The sequence below is a fragment of the Jiella marina genome (assembly GCF_024359545.1).
Lineage (GTDB): Bacteria > Pseudomonadota > Alphaproteobacteria > Rhizobiales > Rhizobiaceae > Jiella.
Window position 1 is genome coordinate 190,648 of record NZ_JAKQZG010000005.1, and the last position, 26,043, is coordinate 216,690.

Here is a 26,043-nt window from a genome sequence, read left to right on the forward strand (position 1 = left end):
TCCTTCAGATCCTGTGCTTCGCGGCGGTCAGCCCTGCCAGCGTGCAGGCCTCGGCATCCCGGAGCTGCGGTGTCGTTCCCTGGCTCTCCAATGCCGACGCATAGTGCGTTGCAAGCTTCGGCGCGCCGAGAAGCGCGACTGGCCGGTCTTGCCACAGCGCGCGGGTCGCCTGCAGTTCGGCCCCGATCAACAGTCCAGAGAGACGGGCGCGGGCCGCCTGTTCGCCGTCCTTGAGGAGAGCGTTGGCGCGCATCTCGAAAGCGCGAAGCGCCAGATCCTGGGGCGCGGCCATGCCATCAGCGACGGCGGCCACAAAAGCGCCCTCGTCCCAGACTTCGCCGAGAGTGTGACGCAGAACCGTATGGTCGGCGATGGCCGCGAAGATCTCGCCGGTCATCGCCGTTCGGAACCGCTCGATGCGACCCTTGGAGATCTCTACCCATTTCGTGTGGCTGCCCGGCAGACAGACGATCCCTTCGAAATCCGAATCCTGCGCCAGCAGGCCGGCAATCTGGGTCTCTTCTCCGCGCATCACGTCGGCAGGCTCGGCCTGGGCTAGGCCCGGGACGATCCAGACATCGAGCCCGGGATCTGCGGCCGGGGCGCGGGTGAAAGGCTTCTGCAGGGGCGGGCAGGGTACGCGCCCATAGGCTGCCTCGGTCCAGCCCTGGCGCGCGCCGACCATGCCGCAGGCGACGATGCATGCTTGCGGCGGAAGTCGCCATTCGGCGAGCAACCGCTTCAAAGCCGGTTCGAACGCGTCGCGGGACAGGGTGCCCATGCCGTCGCCCGACCCGGCCTCGGCAAGCGGGGTGTCGGCGGCATCCATCGCCCAGGCCCTGAGGTTCGTCGTGCCCCAGTCGAGCGCGATCCAGTCCGGTGCGATCAGCGCATCGCCCATGTCAGAGAACCAGGCTGCAAGAGGCGGCACCCGGGCTGCAGGAGCGGGGTGGCGAGCGGTGGCCTGTCGGTGCCCACGCCAGCACCACCGCTCCAAGATCATCGTCCATCACGGCCGTCTTCCCCATGCTTGATCCGGAGCCTCTCTCCTGATTGGCCAGGACACCCGGCACAGGCCCCTTGGGAGACGGGTCCCGCATCGTGCCAGGCGCCGCGGCAAGCGTCAGGTCGGAGCCGCATCGAGGACGACGATCCTTTCACGCCGGAAGGCATACGCTGCTGCGCTTCCTCTATGGCACTTTCCTACAGCATCGTTCTGAAAAGCGGAATGGTCTTTTGCTCATTAGGGACGGGTGCGCGACCTCAGTGTCGCCGTCAGCCCACGGGCCACGCAAGCATTCCACTTCCTGCCGGGGTTCCGCATTCTTGCGAGTATGCGCTTGGGGACGGTCAATTTGTCGATGCCAACGTTGTCAGCGGGCGGCCCGATCCGACGGCGCGGAGCTGCGTTTACACTGATCTGTCAACCCGCTAGACTTCTCGGCGATCGCAGGATGGGCCCTGACGGCTGCTGTCTGCAATTTGCGCGAAAGTGGCAAAGAGAGGTGGTCCGCGGCCTCTCTCGCAAGAGCGGCCTCGCGCGTGTCGAGTGTCCAAGCCGCGGGTCGAAGGGTACGCTCGAAAAGGGGCGGCCGGAATGGCATGGCGAAGATCCAGGACCGCGAAGCCGACGAATTGATGGACACTGCCTGGATCGACGTGATCCGGCGCATGGACGAGACCTATTCCGATCTCGTCGCCTACCAGATCGAGCTGGAAGAAAAGAACGCGGATCTGGAATCGATGCGCCAGTTCATGGAGTCCGTGCTGGGCGCCATGACCGACATTCTCATCGTCTGCGATCAGACGGGCGTGGTGATCGAGGTCAATCCGGCCCTGTCACGCCAGACCGGAGAGCCGGCATCGACGCTTGTCGGCAAATGCGCGGAAGCCGTCTTTTCCGCGGAAGCCCGCGACGGGCTCGCTGCCATGCTCCAGACCATCGCCCGCGGCCGCAAGCCGAAGCCAGCCGAGCTCTCCGTCATCGGCGGGCAGGAGCCCGCGCCTTTCGAATTCCACGGCACGCCGCGGCTCGACGCGCGCGGCCGCGTCGTGGGCGCCGTCCTGATCGGCCGACCAGTGGGCGAATTGCGCCGGGCCTATTCCTCGCTCGCCGAGACCCATGAGCAGCTCAAGGCCGCCCAGGCGCAGGTGGTGAATTCGGAGAAGATGGCCTCGCTCGGCCGCCTGGTGGCAGGCGTGGCGCATGAACTCAACAACCCGATCAGCTTCGTCTACGGCAACGCCCACGCCCTGGAGCGCTACATCGCGCGCCTGGAGACCTATTTCGATCGGCTCTGGTCAGGTGCGAGCCGCGAGGAACTCATCGCCCTGCGCAAGGAACTGAAGCTCGACCGAGCGATCAGCCGCATTCGCGAAGCGGTCTCCGGTTCGCTCGAAGGCGCCGAGCGGGTGCGCGACATCGTCGAGGAACTTCGACGTTTTTCCGCCGACGGAAAGGGCAAGTCCGAGCCCTTCGATCTCGTCCAGACGGTGACGACGGCGGTCGGCTGGGTCGTGAAGGGCCGTTCGAAGGAGATCGACGTGTCGATCGACGCGCCGGACCCGATCACCGCGCTCGGCCGGTCCGGTCCCATCCAGCAGGTGGTGATGAACGTCGTCCAGAATGCGCTCGACGCCATGGAGGAGATGGAGACGCCGGCGCTTTCCGTCACCATCCAGCGAACGGACGAAGGCGAGGCGCTGGTCCGGATCGCCGACCGTGGCCCGGGCATCGCGCCCGATGCACTTCAGCATCTCTTCGAGCCCTTCTTCACGACGAAACCGGTGGGCAAGGGAACCGGGCTCGGGCTTTCCCTGAGCTACAAGTTCGTGGAAGAACATGGCGGACGGCTGGTCGCGGAGAATCTGCCGGAGGGTGGAGCGGCCTTTTCCTTTCGTCTGCCCACCGTAGACGTGGGGGAGGACACATGTCGCGACTGACACCTGCGAAGAAGACGATGCTCTGGCTGCAGTCCGCCGGTTGCGGGGGCTGCACCATGTCGCTGCTCTGCGCCGAGGATCCACCGCTGCTGGATGCTCTCGATGATTTCGGCATCGACTGCCTGTGGCACCCGACGATCTCGGAGGAGAGCGGCGCCGAAGTCGTCGCCCTGCTGGAGGCGATCGCCGAAGGTCGACAGAAACTCGACATCCTCTGCTTCGAGGGCTCGGTCGTGCGCGGGCCGGCGGACACCGGCGGCTTTCACATGCTGGCGGGCACCGGCAAGCCGATGCTCCATTGGCTGCGGCGCCTTGCACCAAAGGCCCGAGACGTCGTGGCGGTCGGGACCTGCGCGGCCTTCGGCGGCGTCACCTCGGCCGGCGCCAACCCGTCGGACGCCTGCGGTCTGCAATATGACGGCAATCTGCCCGGCGGTGCGCTCGGTGCCGAATTTCGTTCGCTCTCCGGCAATCCGGTCATCAATGTCGCCGGCTGCCCGACCCATCCGAACTGGGTGGTCGAAGCCTTGATGATGCTGGCCGAGGACGGCATCGGGCCCGACGATCTCGATCGGCTCTCCCGCCCGCGCTTTTACGCCGATCACCTCGTCCATCACGGCTGTTCGCGCAACGAATATTACGAGTACAAGGCGAGCGCCCATCATCTGTCTGAACTGGGCTGCATGATGGAAAATCTCGGCTGCCTCGGCACCCAGGCCCATGGCGACTGCAACACGCGAAGCTGGAACGGCGAAGGCTCCTGCACGAGCGGCGGCTACCCCTGCATTAACTGCACGGCGCCCGAGTTCGAGGAGCCTGGCCGCGTCTTCACCGAGACGCCGAAGATCGGTGGCGTGCCGATCGGCCTGCCGACGGACATGCCCAAGGCCTGGTTCATCGCGCTCGCTTCGCTGTCGCGCGCCGCGACGCCGGAGCGGCTGAGGGCAAACGCCACCGCCGACCGCATCGTCTCGCCGCCCTCGATCAAGTCCACGAACCGGCGCTGACGGTTCGCATGGGGGGCGGGGCGGACAGGAAGGGCGAAACCCGGCGGCTGATCGCCGGCCCGTTCAATCGGGTGGAGGGAGACCTCGAAGTCCGGCTGACGATCGAGCGGGACCAGGTGGTCGCGGCGCATGTCAATTCACCGCTGTTTCGCGGTTTCGAAGCGATCCTCGCCGGCAAGGACCCGCGGGATGCGCTGACCATCGTGCCGCGCATCTGCGGTATCTGTTCGGTCTCCCAGTCGATGGCGGCGCAGCATGCACTGGCCGAACTGCAGGGGATCGCGCCACCCCCGAACGGCCTTCTGGCGCAGGCGGTGGTTCATGCGGCGGAAAATCTCGCCGATCACCTCATTCATTTCCACGTCTTCTTCATGGCCGACTTCGCCCGTCAGATTTACGCGCCGCGGCCGTGGTTCGAGGAGGTGCACGAGCTCTTCGCGGCCAAGACCGGCACGGCGGTGCGCGCCGCGATCGAGGCAAGGGCGACACTGTTCCATGTCATGGGCATCCTGGCGGGCAAATGGCCGCATACGCTGTCGCTCCAGCCAGGCGGCGTGACCAAGGCGCCGGACGCACGCGACCGGATGCGTCTGCTTGCCACCGTGCGCCAGTTCCGCGCCTTTTGCGAGAAGCAGCTCTTCGGCGCGCCTCTCGAAGAGGTGGCCGCCCTCGAGACGGCGGATGCGCTTCAGGCCTTTGCCGAAACGGGCGGGCCGGCCTACGCGAAAACCTATCTGCGCATCGCCCGTGATCTCGATCTGCATGACGCCGGCCTTGGTCCGCCGCGGCTCATGTCCTTTGGCGGCTACAGGCTGCCGGACGAGACCGTCTTCGGGCCGGGTCTGCTCCGTGATGGGCGCAAGGAGGAGATCGATTTCTCGGCGATCGCCGAGGATCTGTCGCACAGCTGGATGCTCGGCGAGGCCGCCCATCCGGCGCGAGGCGAGACTGTGCCTGATCCCCAGATGTGCGAGCCCGGCTATTCCTGGTGCAAGGCGCCGCGGCTGACCGGCGAGACCGTCGAGGTGGGGGCCATCGCCCGCCAAGCGAATGACGGCCATCCTCTCGCGCTCGCCATGCTGCGGGACGGCCGCGCCAATGTCCATGGCCGCATCGTCGGCCGTCTTCTGGAAATTGCTCGGCTCGTGCCCGCCATGGAATCCTGGGTGCGGGCCATGGATGTTAGCGAGCCCTTCATCCTGCACCCCAGGCGGATCGAGGACGGTGCGGCGCGTGGGCTCGCAGAGGCGGCACGCGGTTCTCTCGGCCATTGGGTGACCGTCGAGAAGGGGCGGATCGCCCATTACCAGATTGTCGCGCCGACCACCTGGAACTTCTCGCCGCGCGACGCCACCGGAGCGCCGGGCCCGTTGGAAGCCGCGCTGGAAGGGGCGCCGGTGTTGCGCGGCGAGACGACGCCGGTCTCGGTCCAGCATATCGTCCGGTCTTTCGACCCCTGCATGGTCTGCACGGTGCACTGACCATGTCGGAGGAAGGCGAGCGGCAGGGGCTGGAAATCCGGGTCACCGGCCAGGTCCAGGGCGTCGGCTTCCGTCCCTTCGTCTGGCGGCTCGCGCAGGATCTGTCGTTGTCCGGCAACGTCCTGAACGATGCCGAGGGCGTGTTGATCCGCCTCGGCGGGAAGCCGGACGACCTTGCGCGCTTCCGAGCGAAGCTGCGCGAAGAGGCGCCGCCGCTTTCCCGGATCGATGAGATCACCGAAATCCCCCTTGTCCGACCACCGGAAGGCGCCTTCGCCATCGAACAGACGGCAGGTGGGGCGAAGCGGACCGGGGTCACGCCCGATGCCGCAATCTGCGCCGCCTGCCGGGCCGAGATTTCGGACCCGGCCGAGCGGCGCTATCGCTATCCCTTCGCGAACTGCACCGATTGCGGGCCGCGCTTTTCCATCATCGACGACATTCCCTATGACCGGGCGGCGACCCGCATGCGCCATTTCGCCATGTGCGAGGCCTGCCGGGCGGAATACGAGAATCCGGCCGACCGGCGCTACCACGCCCAGCCGATCGCCTGCCCGGACTGCGGGCCTCGCCTGAGCCTGATCGTCGGCGGTCGGAGGGTGGAAGCTGATCCGATCGAAGAGTCCGCCGCGCTCCTCAAGGCCGGCCGGATTGTCGCCATCAAGGGGCTGGGCGGCTTCCATCTCGCCTGCGACGCGATGACTCCGGAAGCCATTGCGACGCTGCGCCGGCGCAAGCGTCGGCCGGCCAAGCCCTTCGCCCTGATGGCGCAAGACCTCGAAACGATCGAACGCCATGCCCGGCTCCCCTCGGACGCCGCGACAGCCCTGGCGTCGGCCGCTGCGCCGATCGTCCTGCTCGAACGAGCTGGCGAAGCCCTGCCGGACGGACTTGCTCCCGGCCTGAACCGTCTCGGCTGGATGCTGCCGATGACGCCGCTGCACGTGCTTCTGGCCGAAGCGGCCGGCCGGCCGCTGGTGATGACCTCCGGCAATCTTTCCGGCGAGCCCCAAGTCATCACCGAGGATGAGGCCTTCGACAAACTCGGCGGCATTGCCGACGCCTTCCTGATCCATGACCGTGAGATCGCCCGCCGGCTCGACGATTCCGTCGCCATGGCCATGGGCGGCCACATCCGTCTGGTGCGGCGTGGCAGGGGCTTTGCTCCGGCGCGGCTCCGTTTCCCGGCTTCTCTGCGCGATGCTCCTCCGATCCTCGCCCTCGGTGGCGAGCTGAAGTCGGCGATCTGCCTCGTCGGTTCGGAAGGGGCCCTTCTCTCCCATCATATGGGCGATCTCGAAGACGCGCTCTCCTTTGCCGAGTTCGAAAAGGCGATTGCCGACTATCTCGATCTTTTCGGCGAGGTGCCTCAGGCAATCGCCTGCGACGCGCACCCGGCCTATCGTTCTACTGAGGTGGCCGAGGCGATGGCGGCGGAGCGCGGCATTCCTCTTGTCTCGGTCCAGCATCATCATGCCCATATCGCCGCGGTGATGGCCGAGCACGGCTGGAACGACGAGGAGGGAGCCGTTCTCGGCATCGCGCTGGACGGCACCGGCTTCGGCGGCGACGGCACGGTCTGGGGCGGTGAATTCCTGCTCGCGACCTATCGCGATTTCTCCCGCCTCGGCTGGCTGGCCCCCGTGCCCCTGCCGGGCGGTGCGGCGGCGGTTGCCGAACCTTGGCGCAATCTTCTCGCCCAGCTTCGCCATGCCTTCGGTCCCGAAGGATGGCGCGCGGCAGACGGACGGCTCGGTCTGAGCGGCCCGTTTGCCGAGAGACCCACAGACGCCGTCGAGCGAATGATCGCGTCCGGGCTCAACACGCCGCTCACCTCTTCGGCCGGCCGGCTTTTCGATGCTCTCGGCGCCGCTCTCGGCTGTTCCTTCGAGCGCACCACCCATGAGGGACAAGCGGCGATGGAAGCCGAGGCTCTGGCCGGTGAACCTTGCGAGCCGGGCGACGCCTATCGGTTTGATCGGACTGAAACGGAGGGGGGCACCTTACTGGACCCCGTACCGGCCTTCCGCAGCCTCGTCGAGGACGTCGCCGCGGGCGGCTCACCCGCCTTGGTCTCGGCGTGCTTCCACGACGGTTTCGCCGACGCGGCTGCTGATCTGGCGACGTCGCTGGCACGGCGGCACGCAGCGACCACCGTCGCCCTGTCGGGAGGGGTGATGCAGAATGCGCGTCTGTTCGAGCGGCTCTCCGAACGCCTGAGCGAAGCCGGGCTGACTGTGCTGGGAGGCCAGGAAGTACCGATGACCGACGGCGGGCTCGCCTTCGGTCAGGCGGCGATCGCAGCCGCGCGTCTCGCCCGTTCCGGGTAGCGTCTACAAGTCTCAGAGCGCCGCGACTGGACAGCTACCTTGCGGTTTCGGTCAGGTGCTTTCCATCTTCCGGCCGATGTCGCCTTCCTGAGACATCGGCTTTCCTCCTTTGTTGCCAATCGCTTGGCGGATGAATCGCGTCTTGGCACAGACTTTGCTTACACCCGTTCTAAACGGCCCGAAAAACCGGGGCCGGTCTGTCTGGAGCGGGAGGAAACGCATGCAGGCCACCGAGACATTCTACGACGTTATGCGGCGCCAGGGCGTCACGCGACGATCCTTCCTGAAATTCTGTTCGCTGACGGCGACCGCCCTCGGCCTCGGCCCGGCCTTCGTGCCGAAGATCGCCCATGCGATGGAGACCAAGCCGCGCACGCCGGTGATCTGGGTCCATGGGCTCGAATGCACCTGCTGTTCGGAGAGCTTCATCCGGTCCGCCCATCCGCTGGTCAAGGACGTCGTCCTGTCGATGATCTCGCTCGACTATGACGACACGCTGATGGCCGCCGCCGGTCATCAGGCGGAAGCCGCTCTGGAAGACACGATTCGCCGCTACAAGGGCAACTACATCCTCGCCGTCGAGGGCAATCCGCCGCTGAACGAGGACGGGATGTACTGCATCGTCGGCGGCAAGCCCTTCGTCGATCAGCTGCGCCACGCCGCGAAGGACGCCAAGGCGATCATCTCCTGGGGCTCCTGCGCCTCCCATGGCTGCGTGCAGGCCGCGCGGCCCAACCCGACGCGCGCGACGCCGGTGCATCAGGTCATCACCGACAAGCCGATCATCAAGGTGCCGGGCTGCCCGCCGATCGCCGAGGTCATGACTGGCGTCATCACCTACATGCTGACCTTCGACCGCATTCCCGAGCTCGACCGCACCGGCCGGCCGAAGATGTTCTATTCCCAGCGCATCCACGACAAGTGCTACCGCCGGCCGCATTTCGACGCCGGCCAGTTCGTCGAGGCCTTCGACGACGAAGGCGCGCGCCGTGGCTACTGCCTCTACAAGGTCGGCTGCAAGGGGCCGACCACCTACAATGCCTGCTCCACGGTGCGCTGGAACGAGGGAACGAGCTTCCCGATCCAGGCCGGCCATGGCTGCATCGGCTGTTCCGAAGACGGGTTCTGGGACAAGGGCTCCTGGTATGCGCGCCTCACCGACATCAATCAGTTCGGGGTCGAGGCCAATGCCGACAAAATCGGCATGACGGCCGCCATCGGCGTCGGCGGTGCGATTGCCGCCCACGCTGCCGTCAGCGCGCTGAAGCGCGCCCAGGTCAAGAACAACGGCTCCTCCCGCGCCCCCGATCTCGAGGTTTGATGCCATGACCATCATGCAGACACCCAACGGCTTCGACCTCGACAATGGCGGTCGCCGCATTGTCGTCGACCCCGTCACCCGCATCGAAGGCCATATGCGCTGCGAGGTGAATGTCGACGAGAACAACGTCATCCGCAACGCCGTCTCCACCGGCACCATGTGGCGGGGCCTGGAGGTCATCCTCAATGGCCGCGACCCGCGCGACGCCTGGGCCTTCGTCGAGCGCATCTGCGGTGTTTGCACCGGCTGCCATGCGCTGGCCTCGGTGCGGGCGGCGGAAAACGCCCTCAATATCCAGATCCCGACCAACGCCCATCTGATCCGAGAGATCATGGCGAAGACGCTGCAGGTCCACGATCACATCGTCCATTTCTATCACCTGCACGCCCTCGACTGGGTCAATCCGGTCAATGCGCTGAAGGCCGATCCGAAGGCGACGAGCGAACTGCAACAGGCGATTTCGGCCCATCCCATGTCCTCGCCCGGCTATTTCCGGGACGTGCAGAACCGGCTGAAGAAATTCGTCGAATCCGGCGAACTCGGCATCTTCAAGAACGGCTATTGGGACAATCCCGCCTACAAGCTCTCGCCCGAAGCCGATCTGATGGGGGTGGCCCATTATCTCGAAGCGCTGGATCTGCAGAAGGAGGTCGTGAAGATCCATACGATCTTTGGCGGCAAGAACCCGCATCCGAATTACATGGTCGGCGGCGTCCCCTGCGCGATCAACATGGAGGGCGAGCTTTCCGCCGGTGCGCCGGTCAATATGGAGCGGCTGAATTTCGTCCGGCAGCGGATCGCCGAGTGCATCGAGTTCATCGACAATGTCTATGTGCCGGACGTCCTCGCCATCGCCTCCTTCTACAAGGACTGGCTCTATGGCGGCGGGCTGGCAGCCACCAATGTCATGGACTATGGCGCCTATCCGAAGGTCAACTACGACAAGTCCACCGATCAGCTTCCTGGCGGTGTCATCCTCGACGGCAATTGGGACGAAATCTATCCGGTCGACGCGACCGATCCCGAGCAGATCCAGGAGTTCGTGCAGCATTCCTGGTACCAGTACCCGGACGAGGCGAAGGGCCTGCATCCGTGGGAGGGCGTCACCGAGCCGAGCTTCGTGCTCGGCGCCAACTTCAAGGGCACGAAGACCAACATTCAGGAGCTCGACGAGGCCGGAAAATACTCCTGGATCAAGGCGCCGCGCTGGCGCGGCCATGCGGTCGAGGTCGGCCCGCTTCCCCGCTACATCATCGCCTACGCGAAGAAGGTCGACTACGTCACCGAGCAGGTGAACAGCTCGCTCGGCGCCTTCAACCAGCTCGCCGGCACCAGTCTGACCGCGAGGCAGGCGCTGCCCTCGACCATCGGCCGCACCCTCGCACGGGCGCTGGAGGCGCAGTACTGCGCCAAGATGATGATGGACGACTGGCACGCCCTGATCGCCAACATCAAGGCTGGCGACAGTGCGACCGCCAACGTCGCATTGTGGGATCCATCCTCCTGGCCGAGCGAGGCCAAGGGCGTCGGTCTCGTCGCCGCGCCGCGCGGGGCGCTCGGCCACTGGATCAAGATCAAGGACGGCAAGATCGAGAACTACCAGTGCGTCGTCCCGACCACCTGGAACGGCTCGCCGCGCGATCCGGCCGGCAATATCGGCGCCTTCGAGGCCTCGCTCATGAACACGCCGATGGAGCGGCCGGAGGAGCCGGTGGAGATCCTTCGCACGCTCCATTCCTTCGATCCGTGCCTCGCCTGCTCGACCCATGTCATGAGCGAGGACGGTCAGGAAATGGCGAAGGTCACGGTCCGCTGAAGGCCGCACTGGGAGGAAAAATCATGTCGAAACGGATGCTCTTCGGTGCCGCCCTGGCGCTTGTCGCAACGCCCGCCCTTGCCCATTCCGGGCTGCACGATCACGGGGAGGGGCTCGTCCATCTCCTCACCGAGCCCGACCACATGGCCATGATGGCCGGCTTCGCTGCACTCGCGGTCTTGGCGATCGTGAAGCGCCGCGCGGTTGGTGCCTTTTTCCGCTCGCTCGGGAAGGGGAGGGCGGAATGAACGTCATCGAGACGAAGGCTCCGAGCCTCGAAACGCCCATCGCGCTTGCAGGCGACATGTCGGCAGAGGATCGCGCGGCGACCGTCACCTCGGTCTATGTCTATGAGGCGCCGGTCCGGCTCTGGCACTGGATCAACGCAGCCTCGATCCTGGTCCTCGCGGTCACCGGCTACTTCATCGGCTCGCCGTTGCCGACCCAGCCCGGCGAGGCGAGCGCCAACTTCCTCATGGGCTACATTCGCTTTGCTCATTTCACCGCCGGTTACATCTTCGCCACCGGCTTCGTCGTCCGCTTCTACTGGGCCTTCGTCGGCAATCATCACGCCCGCCAGCTCTTCGCCCCGCCGGTCTGGCGTGGGCAATGGTGGAAGGAAGTGCTGACCGAAATCAGATGGTACGCGTTCCTGGAAAAGCGGCCGAAGAAATATGTCGGCCACAACCCGCTCGCCCAGATCGCGATGTTCGTCTTCATCACCCTCGGCTCGCTGTTCATGATCGTCACGGGCTTCGCGCTCTATGGCGAGGGCACACAGCCGGGAAGCTGGGCGAACGTCCTTTTCACGAGCTGGGTGATCCCGCTCTTCGGCCAGAGCCAGGACGTGCATACCTGGCACCATCTGGTGATGTGGTGGATCCTCATCTTCGTGATGATCCACGTCTATGTCGCGATCCGCGAGGATATCATGAGCCGCCAGTCGATCGTCTCGACGATGATTTCCGGCGAGCGCACCTTCAAGGATTCCGATCCCGACTGATTGGTTTCCTGTTCGTCTCCCAAGGCGCAAATCAGGTCGCCTCTGCTGGCAGCTTCTCTATCGAGGAGCTGCCAGTTTTCTTTCCAGAAGGGCGCCGTGTCTGGAAAGTCAGTTTCCATTTCTGTCCGGCTCGGAGAAGTGCCTTACGCGCTGCGCTGCAGCATAAAGACGCCCGCGCGCATTTCCAGCTGCATTTTTGGATGAACCGGAAGCCGGCTTTCCGCCCACCGAAAGGCGGTTGACCAATTTCTTGGTCTGCTGCGGTGCGAAAACGATCTCCTTTCCGTCCTGTTGGCACGGTGATTGCTTTTAATCATTCCAAGGCGCGGAGCCCACCGCGCCACCAATGGGAGGAGACGGTCATGGACGACCCGAAAGGGCTCGTACTCGGCATCGGCAATCTGCTCTGGGCCGACGAAGGATTTGGCGTGCGAGCAGTGGAGGCTTTCGCCGAACGCTATCAGACCGACGAAGACGTCCGCGTCATGGATGGCGGGACCCAGGGGGTCTACCTCCTGCCTTTCATCCAGGTCTCGCGCGTTCTCGTGATCCTCGACGCGATCGACTATGGGCTTGCACCGGGGACGCTGAAGGTCGTGGCCGGATCGAAGGTGCCGAGCTTTCTCGGCGCGAAGAAGATGAGCCTGCATCAGACCGGCTTTCAGGAGGTGCTGGCCAGCGCGGCTCTACTTGGCTGGGAGCCGGAACATGTGGTCCTGATCGGCGTGCAGCCGCTTCAGATCGAGGATTATGGCGGCTCGCTAAGCGGCGTCGTCGCCGCGGCGATCGAGCCGGCGGTCCGGCGTGCGGCCGAGGAGTTGCGCGCCTGCGGCTTTGCCGTTTCCGAAAAGGCCTCCGGCGAAGACAGCGAACCTCTCGGCCCGAGCGCCCTGCAACTGGCAGCCTACGAGGCCGGGCGACCGCCGGAAGACATCGCATGGCGCCACGGCGACATCCGCTTCGTTCCGATGAAGGGAGCATGAGGCGATGTGCCTGGGATATCCGATGCGCATCGTCGCCGCGATGGCGAAGGGCCGCGCTCTCGCCGAACGGAGCGGGACGACTTCGGAGATCGACGTCAGCCTCGTCGACCCGGTGGCCGCCGGCGACCATGTTCTCGTCTTTCTGGGAAGCGCCCGCCGTATCCTGTCCGAAGCCGAGGCCCAAGCGATCGACATGGCGCTTCTTGCCGTGGAACGCGCCGGGTCGGGCGGCGACATCGACGCCTGTTTCGCCGATCTCGCCGGCCGAAGCCCGCAATTGCCGCCCCACATGCAGGCCGCGCGGGACGCCGGCCACACCGAAGTCTGAGGAGGACCGCTCATGAGCCATCCCCTGATCAAGCGACTGGTCGACACGCTGGGCTATCCGCAAGTCGACGCCGCAATTCTCGACCGCTTTCTGGCCGAGCCGGACCTCAAGGCCCTGTTCGTCACCGGCGATGCAGACAAGAATCTCGAAACGGCTGATCTGGCCGTCATTCTGCCCGAACTCGCCCGCCACTTCGGCAAGGCCTTCCAGCCGGCGGTTGTGGATCGCGCGATCGAGCAGAAAGTTCGCGAACGCTTCGACGTCTGGCCGACCCCGTCGCTGATCTTCGTGGCGCGAGGGAACAAGGTCGGAGCGATCGCCAAGATCCGCGATTGGGACGATTATCTGCGGGAGATCTCGGCCATCCTCGACAGGGAGCCGGCCCTGCTGGTGCACTGAGGCGGTCGCGCGACGGCGGAACAAGAGCCCGAATGAACAGGGCCGGGAGGAGACGAAATGACATTCGGGTTCATGAATGCGCCGACGGGCTTCGGGCCGGGCAGCCAACCAAGTGAAGGGGATGGGGCGGACCTCGACTACATGCCCATGCCGTCGGGCATGCGGACCTTCCATTCGCCCATCCCCTATCTTGAGAGCGCCGAAGGCTTGGAGCCGGCGATCGCCTGCCTCAGGGAACTCGCCGAAACCGCAAAAGAATGGTCGCCGGACGATGGTGCGATCGTGGTCGAGGCCGCGCGGCTCGCGAAGATGGACCCGCGCAATCGCGCCCTGATCGCGGAGACGCTCGGCGAGGGCGAGGTTTCCGCAGTCGTGGCGGGCGATCGCCGCTTCGAGGTTCAGGAATCAGTCTTTGCGGGTGTCTGGCGGGTTGCCTCCGGTGGCACGGAGCATATCGAGATCGGGCCGCTGCCGCGAGCCATCGGGCAAGCACCGGCGATTGCGCTCGCGGCTCCCCCGATGCCCGGGCACGGCGTCGTCAACGCCCCGGCGATCCTCACCGAGATCTTCGACCATGCGGGGCAGGGCGGGAGCCACATCGTCAACCTCACCCTTCTTCCCCATACGCCGGAAGACCTCGCCTATCTCGACGCGGTGCTGGGTGATGGCGGCGTAACCATTCTCTCGCGCGGCTATGGCAATTGCAGGATCGAGCGGGCCGCGGCCCCGGATATCTGGCGGGTGCGCTATTTCAATTCGCAGGACGCCCTGATCCTCGATACCATCGAGGTGGGTGGCATTCCGGAAGTCGCGCTGGCGGCGCCGGAGGACATCGCCGATTCCGCCGCACGCCTTGCCGAAGTCGCGGAGGCGATCCGATGACCCTGCGTTTCGAGGGATCCTATCTCGGCGCCGGCGCCAAGCTTTCCGACAGGGCGCGGCTCGAATGCAAGATCTGCTGGTGGGTCTATGATCCTGCCTCGGGCGACGAAAGCCGGCAAATCGAGCCGGGAACGCCGTTCGCCGCTCTTCCGGCTGACTGGCGCTGCCCGCAATGCGATGGCGAGCGCGACCAGTTCATGGTGATGGACGCTGATGGGGCGGTGGCTGATGCGGACGAAGCCGACCGGCCGACGCAGCCAGGCCGGGATCCCGCCGTCTATGCCCGCGAGCGCGGCACGCTGATCGCCGAGGCGTTCCGGGACATTCACGCCAACAAGATGCGCGACACGCCCTTCGCCAATCGCTCGCTGACCGTCGAGGCGATCGGCTTCCGACCCCATGGGAACCACGTGCTCGGCATTCTCGTCGTGCCATGGTTCATGAACCTCATCCTCATGCCCGGGGAAGGTGAGGACTGGTCGCGTTTTTCGGTGGGCGACCGGCGCGTCGTCGCTTTCCCGTCGGGCGAATACGAGTTCGTCTTCAACCGCCGTGAGCCGGCGGGCGATTATTTCGCCTGTTCGCTGTTCTCTCCGATGGGCGATTTCACCAGCCAGCTTCAGGCGAGCGATACCGCCCGCGCGGCGTTGACGGCGCTGTTCGATCGCGCTCATCATGAGCTTGGCGACCAGGCCGGGGACATCCGGCGGTTGCGCGAGGAGGAGATCGCCGCCGAGGACGAGGTCCGGGCAGCGGCCGAGGCCGAGAGCGAGCCGCAAGGCTCCGATCGGCCGGCAAAGGCGCCGACCCGGCGTGGCTTTTTCACCGCAGGGCTTGCCGGCTCGGGCGAAGAAGTCGAGGCTCGCACGAATACGACGGAGCCAGCCGAATGAGCCCAGTTCTGACGGTCGAACGCTGCGATGAACCGCCCTCCGTCCGCCTCGTGCGGAGCGGGGACGTCGATGTCGCGCGTCTCTTCGTCGGAAAGACGCCCGAGCAGGTGATTTCGCTCGTGCCGCTCATCTTCAATCTCTGCAGCGCCGCCCATCGGATCGCTGCGGCTGCGGCCCTGGGGCTGCCAGCCCCGGCGGACGCTCCGATCATGCTGGCCAGGGAAATGCTGCGCGAGCACGCGCTCATGCTCCTGCGCGACTGGCCGACCGCCTGCGGGGAGGACTGGGACATTGCCACTTTGTCCGGCTTGGCGCGTTTCGATCGTGATCGGCTCGAACGGCTCGATACGGATCTTTTCGGCGTTTCGGCCGATGTCTTCCTTCGCGATCCGGCGACGGTCATCGCGCGGGCGGCCATCCATCCGACGCGCATACTCAAGGAAGAGCGAGGCCGGGGCACGGGGCTCTGTGCGATGCCGCTCGCCGGCGATCCGACGGCGATGGCCCGCATGGCCGACGATCCGCTTCTGGCAAGCCCGGATCCCGGGCAAGGCATCGATCTTCCGACGCGGATGCTCGGCGTTCTCGTCGAAGCGGCCCGCCTGTCCGAATGGCTGAAACAGCGCGCGGACGCTCCGACCCGCCTCGTCGAGGCCGGGGCCACCGAGGCCGGCGTCGGCCGTGCCGAGGCGGCACGCGGAACGCTCGTCCACCGGGTCGTGGTCGAGTCCGGCCGGATCGTCTCCTACCGGGTCGAAACGCCGACGGACGACATGACCCGCAAAGACGGTTTCCTCACGAAACTGCTGTCGGCAGCGCAGCGGACGCCGAGTGATATCCGCGACCGAATCTTCAAGCTCGCGCTATGCTGCGCCAACCCCTGCGTCGCCGTCAGGGTCGTGGAAAGGGCGCCGGTCCATGCATGAGATGTCGATCTGCGAGAGCGTTGTCGAAACGGCCCGGACCGTCGCCCTCCAGGAAGGCGCAACCCGCGTGACGAAGGTGCGCCTCGAAATCGGCTGCTTCGGCGGCGTCGAGACGGAAGCCTTGAGGTTCGGCTTCGACGTGGTCGCCCGCGGCACGTCGGTGGAGGGCGCGGAACTCGACATCATCGAACTGCCGGGGCGGGCCTGGTGCTTCGGTTGCGTGGAGGCTCACGACATGACCGTCCGGGGCGAGCCATGCCCGGCCTGCGGCGATCACCGCCTTTCCGTGACCGGCGGAGAGGAACTGCGAATCAAGGACCTGGAGGTCATCTGATGTGCACTGTCTGCGGTTGCGCCGGGGAGGGCGCTTCGATCGAGGGCGAACACGCTCATCGCCACCACCATCACCACGAGCACGCGCACCCGCATGATCATGACCATCATCATGGGCACGACCATCATGGCGTGAGTGCGAGCAAAGAATCTCTCGACTACGGGCAGGGCCCCGCCCGCGCCCATGCGCCGGGCCTCAGCCAGGCGCGGATGATCGAGATCGAGACGAACATCCTGTCGAAGAACGATCGCTTCGCCGCCGAAAACCGCAAGCGCCTGGAAGCCTCGGGCGTGCTCGCGCTCAATCTCGTGTCGAGCCCGGGCTCGGGCAAGACGACGCTGCTCTGCGAGACGATCCGCCGGTTGGCTGGAAGCGTGCCGGCAACCGTGATCGAAGGCGATCAGCAGACCGCCAACGACGCCGAGCGCATTCGGGCAGCCGGCGCTCCGGCCGTCCAGGTGAACACCGGCAAGGGCTGTCATCTCGACGCCCATATGGTGGGGCACGCCATGGAGCGGCTGCCGCTGGAGGACGGCGGCATCCTGTTCATCGAGAATGTCGGCAATCTCGTCTGTCCGGCCGCCTTCGATCTTGGGGAGGCGGCGAAGGTCGCGATCCTCTCGGTCACCGAGGGCGAGGACAAGCCGCTGAAATATCCCGACATGTTCGCAGCCTCCCGGCTGATGATCCTGAACAAGATCGACCTCGCGCCCCATTGCGACTTCGACAGCGTGCGCTGTGCGGAGAACGCCCGCCGCATCAATCCGGCGATCGAGGTGATCGAGCTGTCGGCGAAAACCGCCGAGGGCTTTGAAGCGTGGCTCGGCTGGCTCGACCAACGGCGCCGGGACGTGGCGCGCCATGCGATCGAGGCGCTGGAAGCGCGCGCCGCGGCGCTGCGGGCTGCCGCGGGCCCGGCTGGCCAGGGCTGAAGGATCATGGACGAGGGCACGACACTGCCGGCCATCCTGCTCGTGGACGACGAGCCGCGCTCCGTCGAGGCGATGGAACGCATCCTCGAAGATGATTTCGAGGTCCATCGCGCGACCAGCGCGGCCGCCGCCCGCGAGATCCTGGAGGTCGAGCCCGTGCGTGCGATCGTCTGCGACCAGCGCATGCCGGACATCTCCGGCGTCGACTTCCTCAAGCAGATGCGCGAGCGCTTTCCCGATGTCGTCAGAATCATCATCACCGGTTACACCGACCCGAGCGACATCATCCGGGCGATCAACGAGGCGGGTATCTACCAGTTCGTCGCCAAGCCCTGGCACCCGGACGAGCTGACCCTCGTGGTGCGCAACGCCGTCGCCTTGAATGCCCTCAAGCGCGAGCACGATCGCCTGTCGCTGGAACTGAAACTGTCCCGTTCATCGGCCGAGGTCACGCGCAACGCCAAGCGGGCTGCCGTGCGCGAGGGTTACGGGTTCGAGAAGATCGTCCGCGGCCCGGCCTCGCCGCTCAATCCGGCCCTGGCGCTTGCCGGCAAGGTCGCCGGCTACGACGTCCCAGCGCTGATTCTCGGCGAGACCGGAACAGGCAAGGAACTGGTCGCCCGGGCGATCCACTATGCGAGCGCGCGGGCCGACAGGCCATTCTTCGCCGTTCATTGCGGCGCGATCCCCGACGAGCTTCTTGAGAGCGAGCTCTTCGGCCATCGTAAAGGGGCCTTTACCGGCGCCAACGCCACCCGCGTCGGCCTACTCGAAGAGGCCGATGGCGGGACGGTGTTGCTCGACGAGATCGGCGACGTGACGCCTGCCTTCCAGCTCAAGCTCCTGCGCTTTCTGCAGGAGGGCGAGATCCGGCCTGTCGGTGCCAACGAGACCCGCCGGGTCGACGTCCGGGTGATCGCCGCGACCAACAAGGATTTGAAGCGCGAGGCCGAGGCCGGCCGGTTCCGCGAGGATCTCTATTATCGTCTGGCCGTCTGCCCGGTGACGCTGCCGCCGCTCGCCGAGCGCGCCGGCGACATCCCCCTGATCGCGGCCGACGTCCTGGAACGCATCGCGCTGCGCCATGGCATATCCGTGCCGCCGCTGTCGCCCGCCATGACGCGCGCGCTGTCCGACCGCGCCTATCCGGGCAATGTCCGTGAACTCGAAAACCTCCTGATGCGCCTGGTAATCGAAGCCGGTGGCGGCTCTATGGAACCGGATCTCCTGGGCCAGGGGGATGCGTCCACAGGACGTGGAAAACACGGCCAAGAGGTCGCCTCGCTCGCCGGAGAGAATGGCGCGCGGATCGCGCTCGCTGCACCACCGCTGCAGGGCGATCTGAGAACCCGCGTCGAGGAACTGGAAGCGCAGATCCTGCGCGAGACGCTCGACCGTCATCATTGGAACAAGTCGCGGGCGGCGGAGGAACTGGGCCTGTCGCGGGTCGGCCTGCGGGCGAAGCTCGACCGCTACGGGATCGTCGAGACCGATACGACGGGTCCGGCAAGACAATCCGGCGAGGCATCGCAGCCAATGCATTGAGAATCGGCTCTGCGCTCTGGCGCTGAGCCGGAAAAAGACGGGGAGAAAGGCCATGTGTCTTGGAATACCAGGCCGGATTGCGGCGATCCGGGACGCGGAACGACGGATCGCTTCGGTCGATTTTTCCGGTGTTCGCCGGGACGTGGACCTCACCTGCGTGGCCGAAGGGGCGCTCGATGATCTCGTCGGCACCTGGGTGCTCGTCCATGTCGGCTTCGCCATGAGCGTCATCGACGAGGCGGAGGCGCAACGCACGCTCGAAGCGCTCGCCGAACTGGGCGAAGCCGAAGAGGAATATGCCGCGATGCGCGAAAGCGCCGCCATGCTGGAAGAACGGCCATGAAATATATTGACGAATTCCGCGATCCGGCGCTGGCGAAGAACTTGTTCCGCCGCATCGAAAGCCTCGTCGGCCCCGCCGGCGGCACGAAGGAAAAACCGCTGCAGATCATGGAGATCTGCGGCGGCCACACCCATGCGATCTTTCGCTACGGACTCGACAAGCTCGTGCCGGCCGAGCTCGAATTCGTCCATGGCCCGGGCTGTCCGGTCTGCGTGCTGCCGATGAGCCGGGTCGACGACTGCATCGAGATCGCCGCGCGCGACAACGTCATCTTCTGCACCTTCGGCGATGCGATGCGGGTTCCCGGCACGAGGAAGAGCCTCATGCAGGCGAAGGCGGAAGGCTGCGACATCCGCATGGTCTATTCGCCCCTTGACGCGCTGGAACTCGCCCGCCGCAACCCCGACCGCGACGTGGTCTTCTTCGGACTCGGATTCGAAACGACCATGCCGGCGACGGCCGTAACGATCCGCAAGGCCGCCGCAGACGGACAAACCAACTTCTCGGTCTTCTGCAACCATATCCTGGTGCCGCCCCCGTTGCGTGCGCTGCTCTCGGACCCTCAGATGCGCCTCGACGGCTTCGTCGGGCCGGGCCATGTCTCGATGATCATCGGCACCGAGCCCTACCGCTTCATCGCCGAGGAGTTCGGCAAGCCGCTCGTCGTCGCCGGCTTCGAGCCGCTCGACCTTCTTCAGGCGATCGTCATGGTTCTGCAGCAGCTGGCCGAAGGGCGGGCTGAGATCGAGAACCAGTATGCCCGCGTGGTGCCAGCGAACGGCAACCCCCATGCGATGGCGGCGATCGAGGCCGTCTACGAGCCGCGTTCGAGCTTCGACTGGCGCGGGCTCGGGGAGATCGACCGGTCCGGGGTGAAGATCCGGGGCGAGTACGCCGCCTACGACGCGGAGGTGAAGTTCGGCGTCGGTTACGGGGCCGGCAAGGCTGCGGGCCGTGAACCGGAAGGCTGCCGTTGCGGCGATGTGGTCAAGGGTCTGATCAAGCCGCCCGCCTGCCCGAAATTCGGTGGCGAGTGCGTTCCCGAACGGCCGCTCGGCGCCCTGATGGTCTCTTCGGAAGGGGCCTGCGCGGCCTATTACCAATATGGCGGCACCCGCCGCGAGGAGGCCGCATGACCATGGCCGCCCCGATCGTGCCGGCCCGGCGCAAACCCAAGGGCAAGGTGACGCTCGCCCATGGCGGCGGCGGCAAGGCGATGCGCGATCTCGTCGAGGGCGTCTTCGTCGACGCCTTCGGCATGGGCGGGGCGCCACTGGAAGATCAGGCGCGGCTGGTGCCGCCCGAAGCACTCCTGTCCGGCGGGCGTCTCGCCATGACGACGGACGGTTTCGTCGTCGACCCGCTGTTCTTTCCCGGTGGCGACATCGGCAAGCTCGCCGTCTGGGGCACGGTCAACGATCTCGCCGTCGGTGGGGCCGTTCCGCATTGGCTCTCGGTCTCGATGATCATCGAGGAGGGGCTCGACATCGAGGTGCTGGAGCGCGTCGCCCATTCGATGCGGGAAGCGGCCGATCTCGCAGGCGTGCGGATCGTCACCGGCGACACCAAGGTCGTCGCCCGCGGCGGTGCCGACAAGCTCTTCGTTACGACGGCCGGCGTCGGTGTTATCCCGGCTGGCCGCGACCTCGGCGCCCATCTGGTGCAGCCCGGCGACGTGGCGATCGTCAACGGCTATCTCGGGCGCCATGGCGCGGCGATCCTTGCCGCCCGCGGCGAGATGATGCTGGAGACCGCGATCGAAAGCGATTGCGCGCCCTTGAACGGCCTGATGGAAGCGGTGCTGTCGGCCGCACCGGGAACCCGCTGTGCCCGCGATGCGACCCGCGGCGGCCTCGCCTCGCTGCTCAACGAGGTCGCAGCCGCCTCCGGCACGGGGTTTGCGATCGAAGAGGCCAGGCTGCCGCTCGAAGCGGAGATCAGGGGCTTCTGCGAGGTGCTGGGCTTCGATCCGCTCTATCTCGCCAATGAGGGGCGGCTTGCCGTCTTCGTGCCGCCGGGTGAGGCTGAGGCAGCCCTTGCCGCCATGCGAGACCACGAACACGGCCGCGAGGCGGCGGTCATCGGGCAGGTAACAGAGGGCCCGGCCGGCCGCGTGGTCATGAACACCGCCTTCGGCGGAAGCCGCATCGTGGATATGCTCGTCGGCGACCAACTCCCACGGATTTGTTGAGCACACCAGCGGTTACGGCGTATCGCGAATGCCGGTGCCTCGCTGATGGTCAGGATGCTGGCCATGCCGGGCATCGGACGATCGGGACCGCTCCCCGAATAGGGACACTAGCCGCATCAGCTTCTCGACCGATGGGCTCAGCGGCTCGTTCGCCCTGGTCACGATCCCGAAATCGACGACCCGCATGTCTTCGGCGAGATGGAGCCGGCGCAGGCGGCTCCCGAGCCCGCCACTCTCGATGAAGAAGTCTGCGACCGACTTGGCGAGCGGGGCGATCGCATCGGTCTCCTTCACGAGCGCCAGCGTGAACAGCACCGAGGTCGTGCCGACGACGCGTTCGGGCAGCTTCGAGCCGCGTGCCAGCAGATAGTTCTCGGCGGTTCTGCGCAACAGGTTCCCCGGCGGCTGGGTGACCCAGTCGTAGTCGAGACAATCTTCGATCGTCACGCTCGCGCGCTTCGTCAGCGGGTGATCGAGCCGGACGACGAGGGTGATGTTCTCCGGACCGATCACGTCGATCTCGAATTCGCGCGTATCGAAGATCGTCGGCGGGATCCGGCCGAGGTAAAAATCGATGTCGCGACTGAGCAGGGCCTCCGACAGCTTGTCCGAGGTGTCGATTGCCACCGACAACTCGATATCGGGGTAGGTGAAACGCGCTTCGCTGATTGCGGGAAGCAGGATTTCCAGCGCGGGCCCGGTTACCGAGCCAAGGCGCACCGACCCGCGAACGCCTTCGCCGATCTCGCCGATCCGCTGATGCGCCAGGTCAAGGCTCCGCAGCGCAAGCGAGGCCTGGTCCGCCAGGAGGCGTCCGGCTTCCGTCAGCGCGATTCCGCGGGCATGGCGCGTATAAAGGCGCGCGCCGACCATCTCTTCAAGTTGCGCCAGAAGGCGGGAGGCGGCAGGCTGGGTCATGCCTGTCTGCTGGGCGGCCGCGCCGATCTGTTCGACCTCGCGGAGCGCATTGAGCAGGCGTAATTGCGAGAACTTCAGACCTTTGCGGACGAGTTCGTCCGCCCTTGCCGGTGTGCCGGACTCAAGCATGGCGCCCTCGGCTGAAGCGCGTGGTGGTAGCCCGGTCGAGTTGGCGCCGTCCGAATGTGCCCGGAAACCTCGCCGAGCGGATCTCCCCGAGCGTTTCTGTCGGTGCGGTTCTTGAAACGTGCAAGTTTCTGGCTCCAATCCGGCAAGCTGGTGCGTTTTCAAGCACATGCAGGGCGATATCCATCGTCGCACGATATACCCGGTTTGCTATATCAGAAAGCAAACAAAGAATTTCTCAAGCATGACTGACGAGTGATAGCGTTCTTTCCAGGCGGAGCGCGGCGACAAGACCGCGGCGCGCTGGGAGGAGACATGCACATGCGACCGCGGGGTGGGTTTAGCGCCGTCCGGGACACCTTTTCGCTTCGAGGGACTTTCATCCTGGGTGCGCGAGGGCACCAGGGATAATGGCACGCAACGATTGTCCCCCTTCGCATGCATCGGACGGTTGTGAAAGGCCATTGCCGCCTTCGCTTGGCATCTCGCGGAAGGCAGCGACAGGTTCGATCCCGCCGCACTCTCGCGGCAAGTCATGGCAGGCACAGGATTTCTGGGCGATGCCTCAGCGCGCGTGCCGTCCTAAGGTGGCGATCGCCAAGCCGTCGCCGCAGGCTGGTCCCAGCTTCGCATCCACCGAACACGATGCAGTGCGCGCGCTCTCGTGCCGCCACGACGCGGCGAGCGAGACGGTGCGCGATGCGCCCCGACCGCCCCTTGATCCGCAAGACATCCGACCCGAAGCTGCTTCACGCTTCGGGTGAAGAGCGATCTGTCAATAACAGGAGGAGTACGACATGATCAGAACACTGTTGGTAACGGCCGCGATCTCGATCGCCGCGACGGGAGTGTCCGCCGCGCAGACGATCGGGTTCTCGCAGATCGGCTCGGAGTCGGGCTGGCGCGCCGCCGAAACGACGCTGACCCGCAAGGAGGCCGAAAAGCGCGGTATCGACCTCAAGTTCTCCGACGCCCAGCAGCGCCAGGAAAACCAGATCTCGGCGATCCGCTCGTTCATTGCGCAGGGCGTCGATGCGATCCTGCTCGCGCCGGTCGTCGCGACCGGTTGGGACAGCGTCCTCGAAGAGGCCAAGGAAGCCGAAATCCCGGTGGTGCTCCTCGACCGGCAGGTCGATTCCTCCGATGATCTCTATCTGACCGCCGTCGGTTCGGATCTCGTCCACGAGGGCGAAGTTGCTGGCCAGTGGCTCGCGGAGAATGTCGGCGATCAGGAGTGCCGGATCGTCGAGCTTCAGGGCACGACCGGCTCCTCGCCGGCGATCGATCGTGCCAAGGGCTTCCGCAATGCGATCGAAGGCAAGGACAATCTCGAGATCGTCCGCAGCCAGACTGGCGACTTCACCCGCACGGGCGGCAAGGAAGTGATGGAAAGCTTCCTGCAGGCCGAGAACGGCGGCCAGGACATCTGTGCGCTCTACGCCCACAATGACGACATGGCGATCGGCGCCATCCAGGCGATCAAGGAAGCCGGCCTCAACCCCGGCGAGGACATCAAGATCGTATCGATCGACGCGGTGCCGGACATCTTCCAGGCGATGGCGGCCGGCGATGCCAACGCGACCGTCGAACTGACGCCGAACATGGCCGGCCCGGCCTTCGATGCCCTCGAAGCCTACATGGCCGACGGGACCATGCCGGAGAAGTTCATCCAGACGGAATCGAAGCTCTACACCCAGAGCGACGATCCGCAGGCCGAATACGAGGCCCGCAAGGATCTCGGCTATTGATCTGAGCCGAGCCGGATCGGGGCGCTTCCTGCGAAGCGTCCCGATTCATCGCCTGACCCCGAGAAAGAATGCCGATGCTCCTGACGATCCGCTCTCTCAGCAAGTCGTTCCCCGGCGCGAGAGCGCTCGATCAAGTCGACCTCGATCTGAGGGCAGGGGAAGTTCATGCTCTCCTCGGCGAGAACGGTGCGGGCAAGTCCACTCTGATCAAATGCCTGACCGGCGCCTATCGCCGCGACAGCGGCGAGATCAGGCTCGACGGTGCTGCAATCTCGCCAGGCTCCACGTCGGAAGCCCAGGAACTGGGGATCGGCACCGTCTATCAGGAGGTCAACCTCCTGCCCAATCTGACGGTCGCACAGAATCTCACCTTCGGGCGCGAGCCGCGCCGCTTCGGGCTGGTCAACGGCCGAGCCCAACGTGAGGAAGCCCGGCGAATGCTGTCGGGATACGGGCTCGACATCGATGTCGGTCGAGATCTCGGGACCTACTCGGTCGCGATCCAACAGATCGTGGCGATCGCGCGGGCCGTCGAACTATCCGGCAAAGTCCTGATCCTCGACGAACCCACCGCCAGCCTCGACGCGGAAGAGACACGCATGCTGTTCGGCGTCGTTCGATCTTTGCGCGACAAGGGTCTCGGCATCATCTTCGTCTCGCACTTCCTCGATCAGGTCTTCGAACTGACCGATCGGCTGACGGTCTTGAGAAACGGCCAGAAGATCGTCACCGAGGAAACCGCGCGTCTCGACCGCGTGAAGCTCATCGAACACATGCTCGGCCGCGAACTCGCCGAAGTCGAAGACGCCGAGCGACGGCGGACCGATCCCGAGGCCAAGAACCGCTCCGAGCTCATCCGCTTCGAGAATCTCGGTCGTTCGGGGCTCGTCCAGCCCTTCGATCTTGCGGTGCATCGCGGCGAGGTGATCGGGCTCGCCGGACTTCTCGGTTCCGGCCGCACCGAGACGGCGGAGCTGATGTTCGGTGTGCGCGCGGCCGACAGCGGCAAGGCGCGGGACGAAAATGGCGATGTCGCCTGCGGCAACCCGCGTGAGGCCATCGGGTCCGGCTTTGGCTTCGCACCCGAAGACCGCAAGACGGACGGCATCGTCGCCGATCTCTCCGTACGCGAGAATATCATCCTGGCCCTCCAGGCGAGGCGCGGATGGGCGAACCCGATCCCGCGCGCCGAGCAGGATCGCCTGGCGGACGCTTACATCCAGAAGCTGGACATCCGTACGAGCGGCGCGGACAAGGCGGTCGGCGACCTGTCCGGTGGCAACCAGCAGAAGGTCGTGCTCGCCCGCTGGCTGGCGATGAATCCGCGTTTCCTGATCCTCGACGAACCGACCCGCGGCATCGATGTCGGCGCCCATGCGGAAATTCTGCGGCTTATCCACCAGATTACGGGCGAGGGCATGTCGATCCTCGTCATCTCATCCGAACTCGACGAGTTGATCGCCGTCTCCGACCGCATCATCGTTGTTCGCGACCGCAAGCATGTCGCGGAATTGACCGGCGACGACGTGACGACCGGCGCCATCGTGCGCGCGATCGCGGCCGACGATGGTGCGCATAAGTAGAAGGCCGCCTG

The 26,043-nt window shown here is 65.8% G+C and carries 24 protein-coding genes; 22 read left to right on the forward strand and 2 right to left on the reverse strand.

All coding sequences use genetic code 11. From position 1 onward, the window contains the following. Positions 1-4 precede the first annotated feature (4 nt). Entirely contained in the window at positions 5-931 is a 927-nt protein-coding gene (locus tag MF134_RS11140; RefSeq protein ID WP_255339526.1) for a 2-dehydro-3-deoxygalactonokinase, read from the reverse strand. 671 nt (positions 932-1,602) lie between these two features. On the opposite strand from MF134_RS11140, the gene MF134_RS11145 reads away from it, so the two are divergent. From MF134_RS11145 to hypE, 20 genes are all read left to right on the forward strand, one after another. Beyond that, a complete protein-coding gene (locus tag MF134_RS11145; RefSeq protein ID WP_255339527.1) occupies positions 1,603-2,943 on the forward strand; it encodes an ATP-binding protein in 1,341 nt (446 codons plus the stop codon). After that, complete coding sequence (locus tag MF134_RS11150; RefSeq protein ID WP_255339528.1) at positions 2,931-3,950, forward strand: NADH-quinone oxidoreductase subunit B family protein; 1,020 nt, start codon at positions 2,931-2,933, stop codon at positions 3,948-3,950. The genes MF134_RS11145 and MF134_RS11150 overlap by 13 nt, the downstream gene beginning before the upstream one ends. 8 nt (positions 3,951-3,958) lie before the next feature. Next, complete coding sequence (locus MF134_RS11155; RefSeq protein ID WP_255339529.1) at positions 3,959-5,431, forward strand: nickel-dependent hydrogenase large subunit; 1,473 nt, start codon at positions 3,959-3,961, stop codon at positions 5,429-5,431. Between the two features lie 2 nt (positions 5,432-5,433). Further along, positions 5,434-7,761: a carbamoyltransferase HypF gene (gene hypF, locus MF134_RS11160; protein WP_255339530.1), complete on the forward strand. Its 2,328-nt coding sequence runs from the start codon at positions 5,434-5,436 to the stop codon at positions 7,759-7,761. 220 nt (positions 7,762-7,981) lie between these two features. After that, positions 7,982-9,082 carry a hydrogenase small subunit gene (locus MF134_RS11165; protein WP_255339531.1) on the forward strand — a complete coding sequence of 367 codons (1,101 nt, stop codon included), beginning with the start codon at positions 7,982-7,984 and terminating at the stop codon, positions 9,080-9,082. Positions 9,083-9,086: 4 nt separating this feature from the next. Further along, positions 9,087-10,898, forward strand: a complete 1,812-nt coding sequence (locus tag MF134_RS11170; RefSeq protein ID WP_255339532.1) for a nickel-dependent hydrogenase large subunit — start codon at positions 9,087-9,089, stop codon at positions 10,896-10,898. A gap of 23 nt (positions 10,899-10,921) precedes the next feature. Next, positions 10,922-11,146: a hypothetical protein gene (locus MF134_RS11175; protein ID WP_255339533.1), complete on the forward strand. Its 225-nt coding sequence runs from the start codon at positions 10,922-10,924 to the stop codon at positions 11,144-11,146. Between the two features lie 56 nt (positions 11,147-11,202). Further along, positions 11,203-11,901 carry a Ni/Fe-hydrogenase, b-type cytochrome subunit gene (cybH, locus tag MF134_RS11180; RefSeq protein WP_255339673.1) on the forward strand — a complete coding sequence of 233 codons (699 nt, stop codon included), beginning with the start codon at positions 11,203-11,205 and terminating at the stop codon, positions 11,899-11,901. A 362-nt stretch (positions 11,902-12,263) separates the two neighbouring features. Beyond that, positions 12,264-12,884, forward strand: a complete 621-nt coding sequence (locus MF134_RS11185; protein ID WP_255339534.1) for a HyaD/HybD family hydrogenase maturation endopeptidase — start codon at positions 12,264-12,266, stop codon at positions 12,882-12,884. A gap of 4 nt (positions 12,885-12,888) precedes the next feature. Continuing rightward, positions 12,889-13,212: a HypC/HybG/HupF family hydrogenase formation chaperone gene (locus MF134_RS11190; RefSeq protein ID WP_255339535.1), complete on the forward strand. Its 324-nt coding sequence runs from the start codon at positions 12,889-12,891 to the stop codon at positions 13,210-13,212. 12 nt (positions 13,213-13,224) lie between these two features. Next, positions 13,225-13,611, forward strand: coding sequence for a thioredoxin domain-containing protein (locus MF134_RS11195; RefSeq protein WP_255339536.1), 387 nt, complete (start codon positions 13,225-13,227; stop codon positions 13,609-13,611). 57 nt (positions 13,612-13,668) lie between these two features. After that, positions 13,669-14,493 carry a hydrogenase expression/formation protein gene (locus tag MF134_RS11200; protein ID WP_255339537.1) on the forward strand — a complete coding sequence of 275 codons (825 nt, stop codon included), beginning with the start codon at positions 13,669-13,671 and terminating at the stop codon, positions 14,491-14,493. Further along, the gene (locus MF134_RS11205) at positions 14,490-15,386 is read left to right on the forward strand and encodes a [NiFe]-hydrogenase assembly chaperone HybE (protein WP_255339538.1); all 897 of its coding nucleotides are present in this window, start codon (positions 14,490-14,492) and stop codon (positions 15,384-15,386) included. Before MF134_RS11200 ends, MF134_RS11205 begins: the two co-directional genes overlap by 4 nt. After that, positions 15,383-16,312 carry a hypothetical protein gene (locus tag MF134_RS11210; RefSeq protein ID WP_255339539.1) on the forward strand — a complete coding sequence of 310 codons (930 nt, stop codon included), beginning with the start codon at positions 15,383-15,385 and terminating at the stop codon, positions 16,310-16,312. The genes MF134_RS11205 and MF134_RS11210 overlap by 4 nt, the downstream gene beginning before the upstream one ends. Next, positions 16,305-16,646 carry a hydrogenase maturation nickel metallochaperone HypA gene (hypA, locus tag MF134_RS11215; RefSeq protein WP_255339540.1) on the forward strand — a complete coding sequence of 114 codons (342 nt, stop codon included), beginning with the start codon at positions 16,305-16,307 and terminating at the stop codon, positions 16,644-16,646. The genes MF134_RS11210 and hypA overlap by 8 nt, the downstream gene beginning before the upstream one ends. Continuing rightward, positions 16,646-17,578, forward strand: coding sequence for a hydrogenase nickel incorporation protein HypB (gene hypB, locus MF134_RS11220; protein ID WP_255339541.1), 933 nt, complete (start codon positions 16,646-16,648; stop codon positions 17,576-17,578). Before hypA ends, hypB begins: the two co-directional genes overlap by 1 nt. Before the next feature lie 6 nt (positions 17,579-17,584). Next, positions 17,585-19,123 carry a sigma-54-dependent transcriptional regulator gene (locus tag MF134_RS11225; RefSeq protein ID WP_255339542.1) on the forward strand — a complete coding sequence of 513 codons (1,539 nt, stop codon included), beginning with the start codon at positions 17,585-17,587 and terminating at the stop codon, positions 19,121-19,123. A 52-nt stretch (positions 19,124-19,175) separates the two neighbouring features. Continuing rightward, a complete protein-coding gene (gene hypC, locus MF134_RS11230) occupies positions 19,176-19,466 on the forward strand; it encodes a HypC/HybG/HupF family hydrogenase formation chaperone (RefSeq protein ID WP_255339543.1) in 291 nt (96 codons plus the stop codon). Further along, positions 19,463-20,602 (forward strand): hydrogenase formation protein HypD, encoded by a 1,140-nt coding sequence (gene hypD / locus MF134_RS11235; protein WP_255339544.1) that lies wholly within the window; start codon positions 19,463-19,465, stop codon positions 20,600-20,602. The genes hypC and hypD overlap by 4 nt, the downstream gene beginning before the upstream one ends. After that, positions 20,599-21,657: a hydrogenase expression/formation protein HypE gene (gene hypE, locus MF134_RS11240; RefSeq protein ID WP_255339545.1), complete on the forward strand. Its 1,059-nt coding sequence runs from the start codon at positions 20,599-20,601 to the stop codon at positions 21,655-21,657. Before hypD ends, hypE begins: the two co-directional genes overlap by 4 nt. 12 nt (positions 21,658-21,669) lie before the next feature. On the opposite strand, the gene MF134_RS11245 is transcribed toward hypE, so the two are convergent. Continuing rightward, positions 21,670-22,704, reverse strand: coding sequence for a LysR family transcriptional regulator (locus MF134_RS11245; RefSeq protein WP_255339546.1), 1,035 nt, complete (start codon positions 22,702-22,704; stop codon positions 21,670-21,672). 794 nt (positions 22,705-23,498) lie between these two features. On the opposite strand from MF134_RS11245, the gene ytfQ reads away from it, so the two are divergent. Together ytfQ and MF134_RS11255 are read left to right on the forward strand one after the other, a co-directional pair. Beyond that, entirely contained in the window at positions 23,499-24,449 is a 951-nt protein-coding gene (gene ytfQ, locus MF134_RS11250) for a galactofuranose ABC transporter, galactofuranose-binding protein YtfQ (RefSeq protein ID WP_255339547.1), read from the forward strand. Between the two features lie 74 nt (positions 24,450-24,523). Beyond that, positions 24,524-26,032: a sugar ABC transporter ATP-binding protein gene (locus MF134_RS11255; RefSeq protein WP_255339548.1), complete on the forward strand. Its 1,509-nt coding sequence runs from the start codon at positions 24,524-24,526 to the stop codon at positions 26,030-26,032. Positions 26,033-26,043 lie beyond the last annotated feature (11 nt).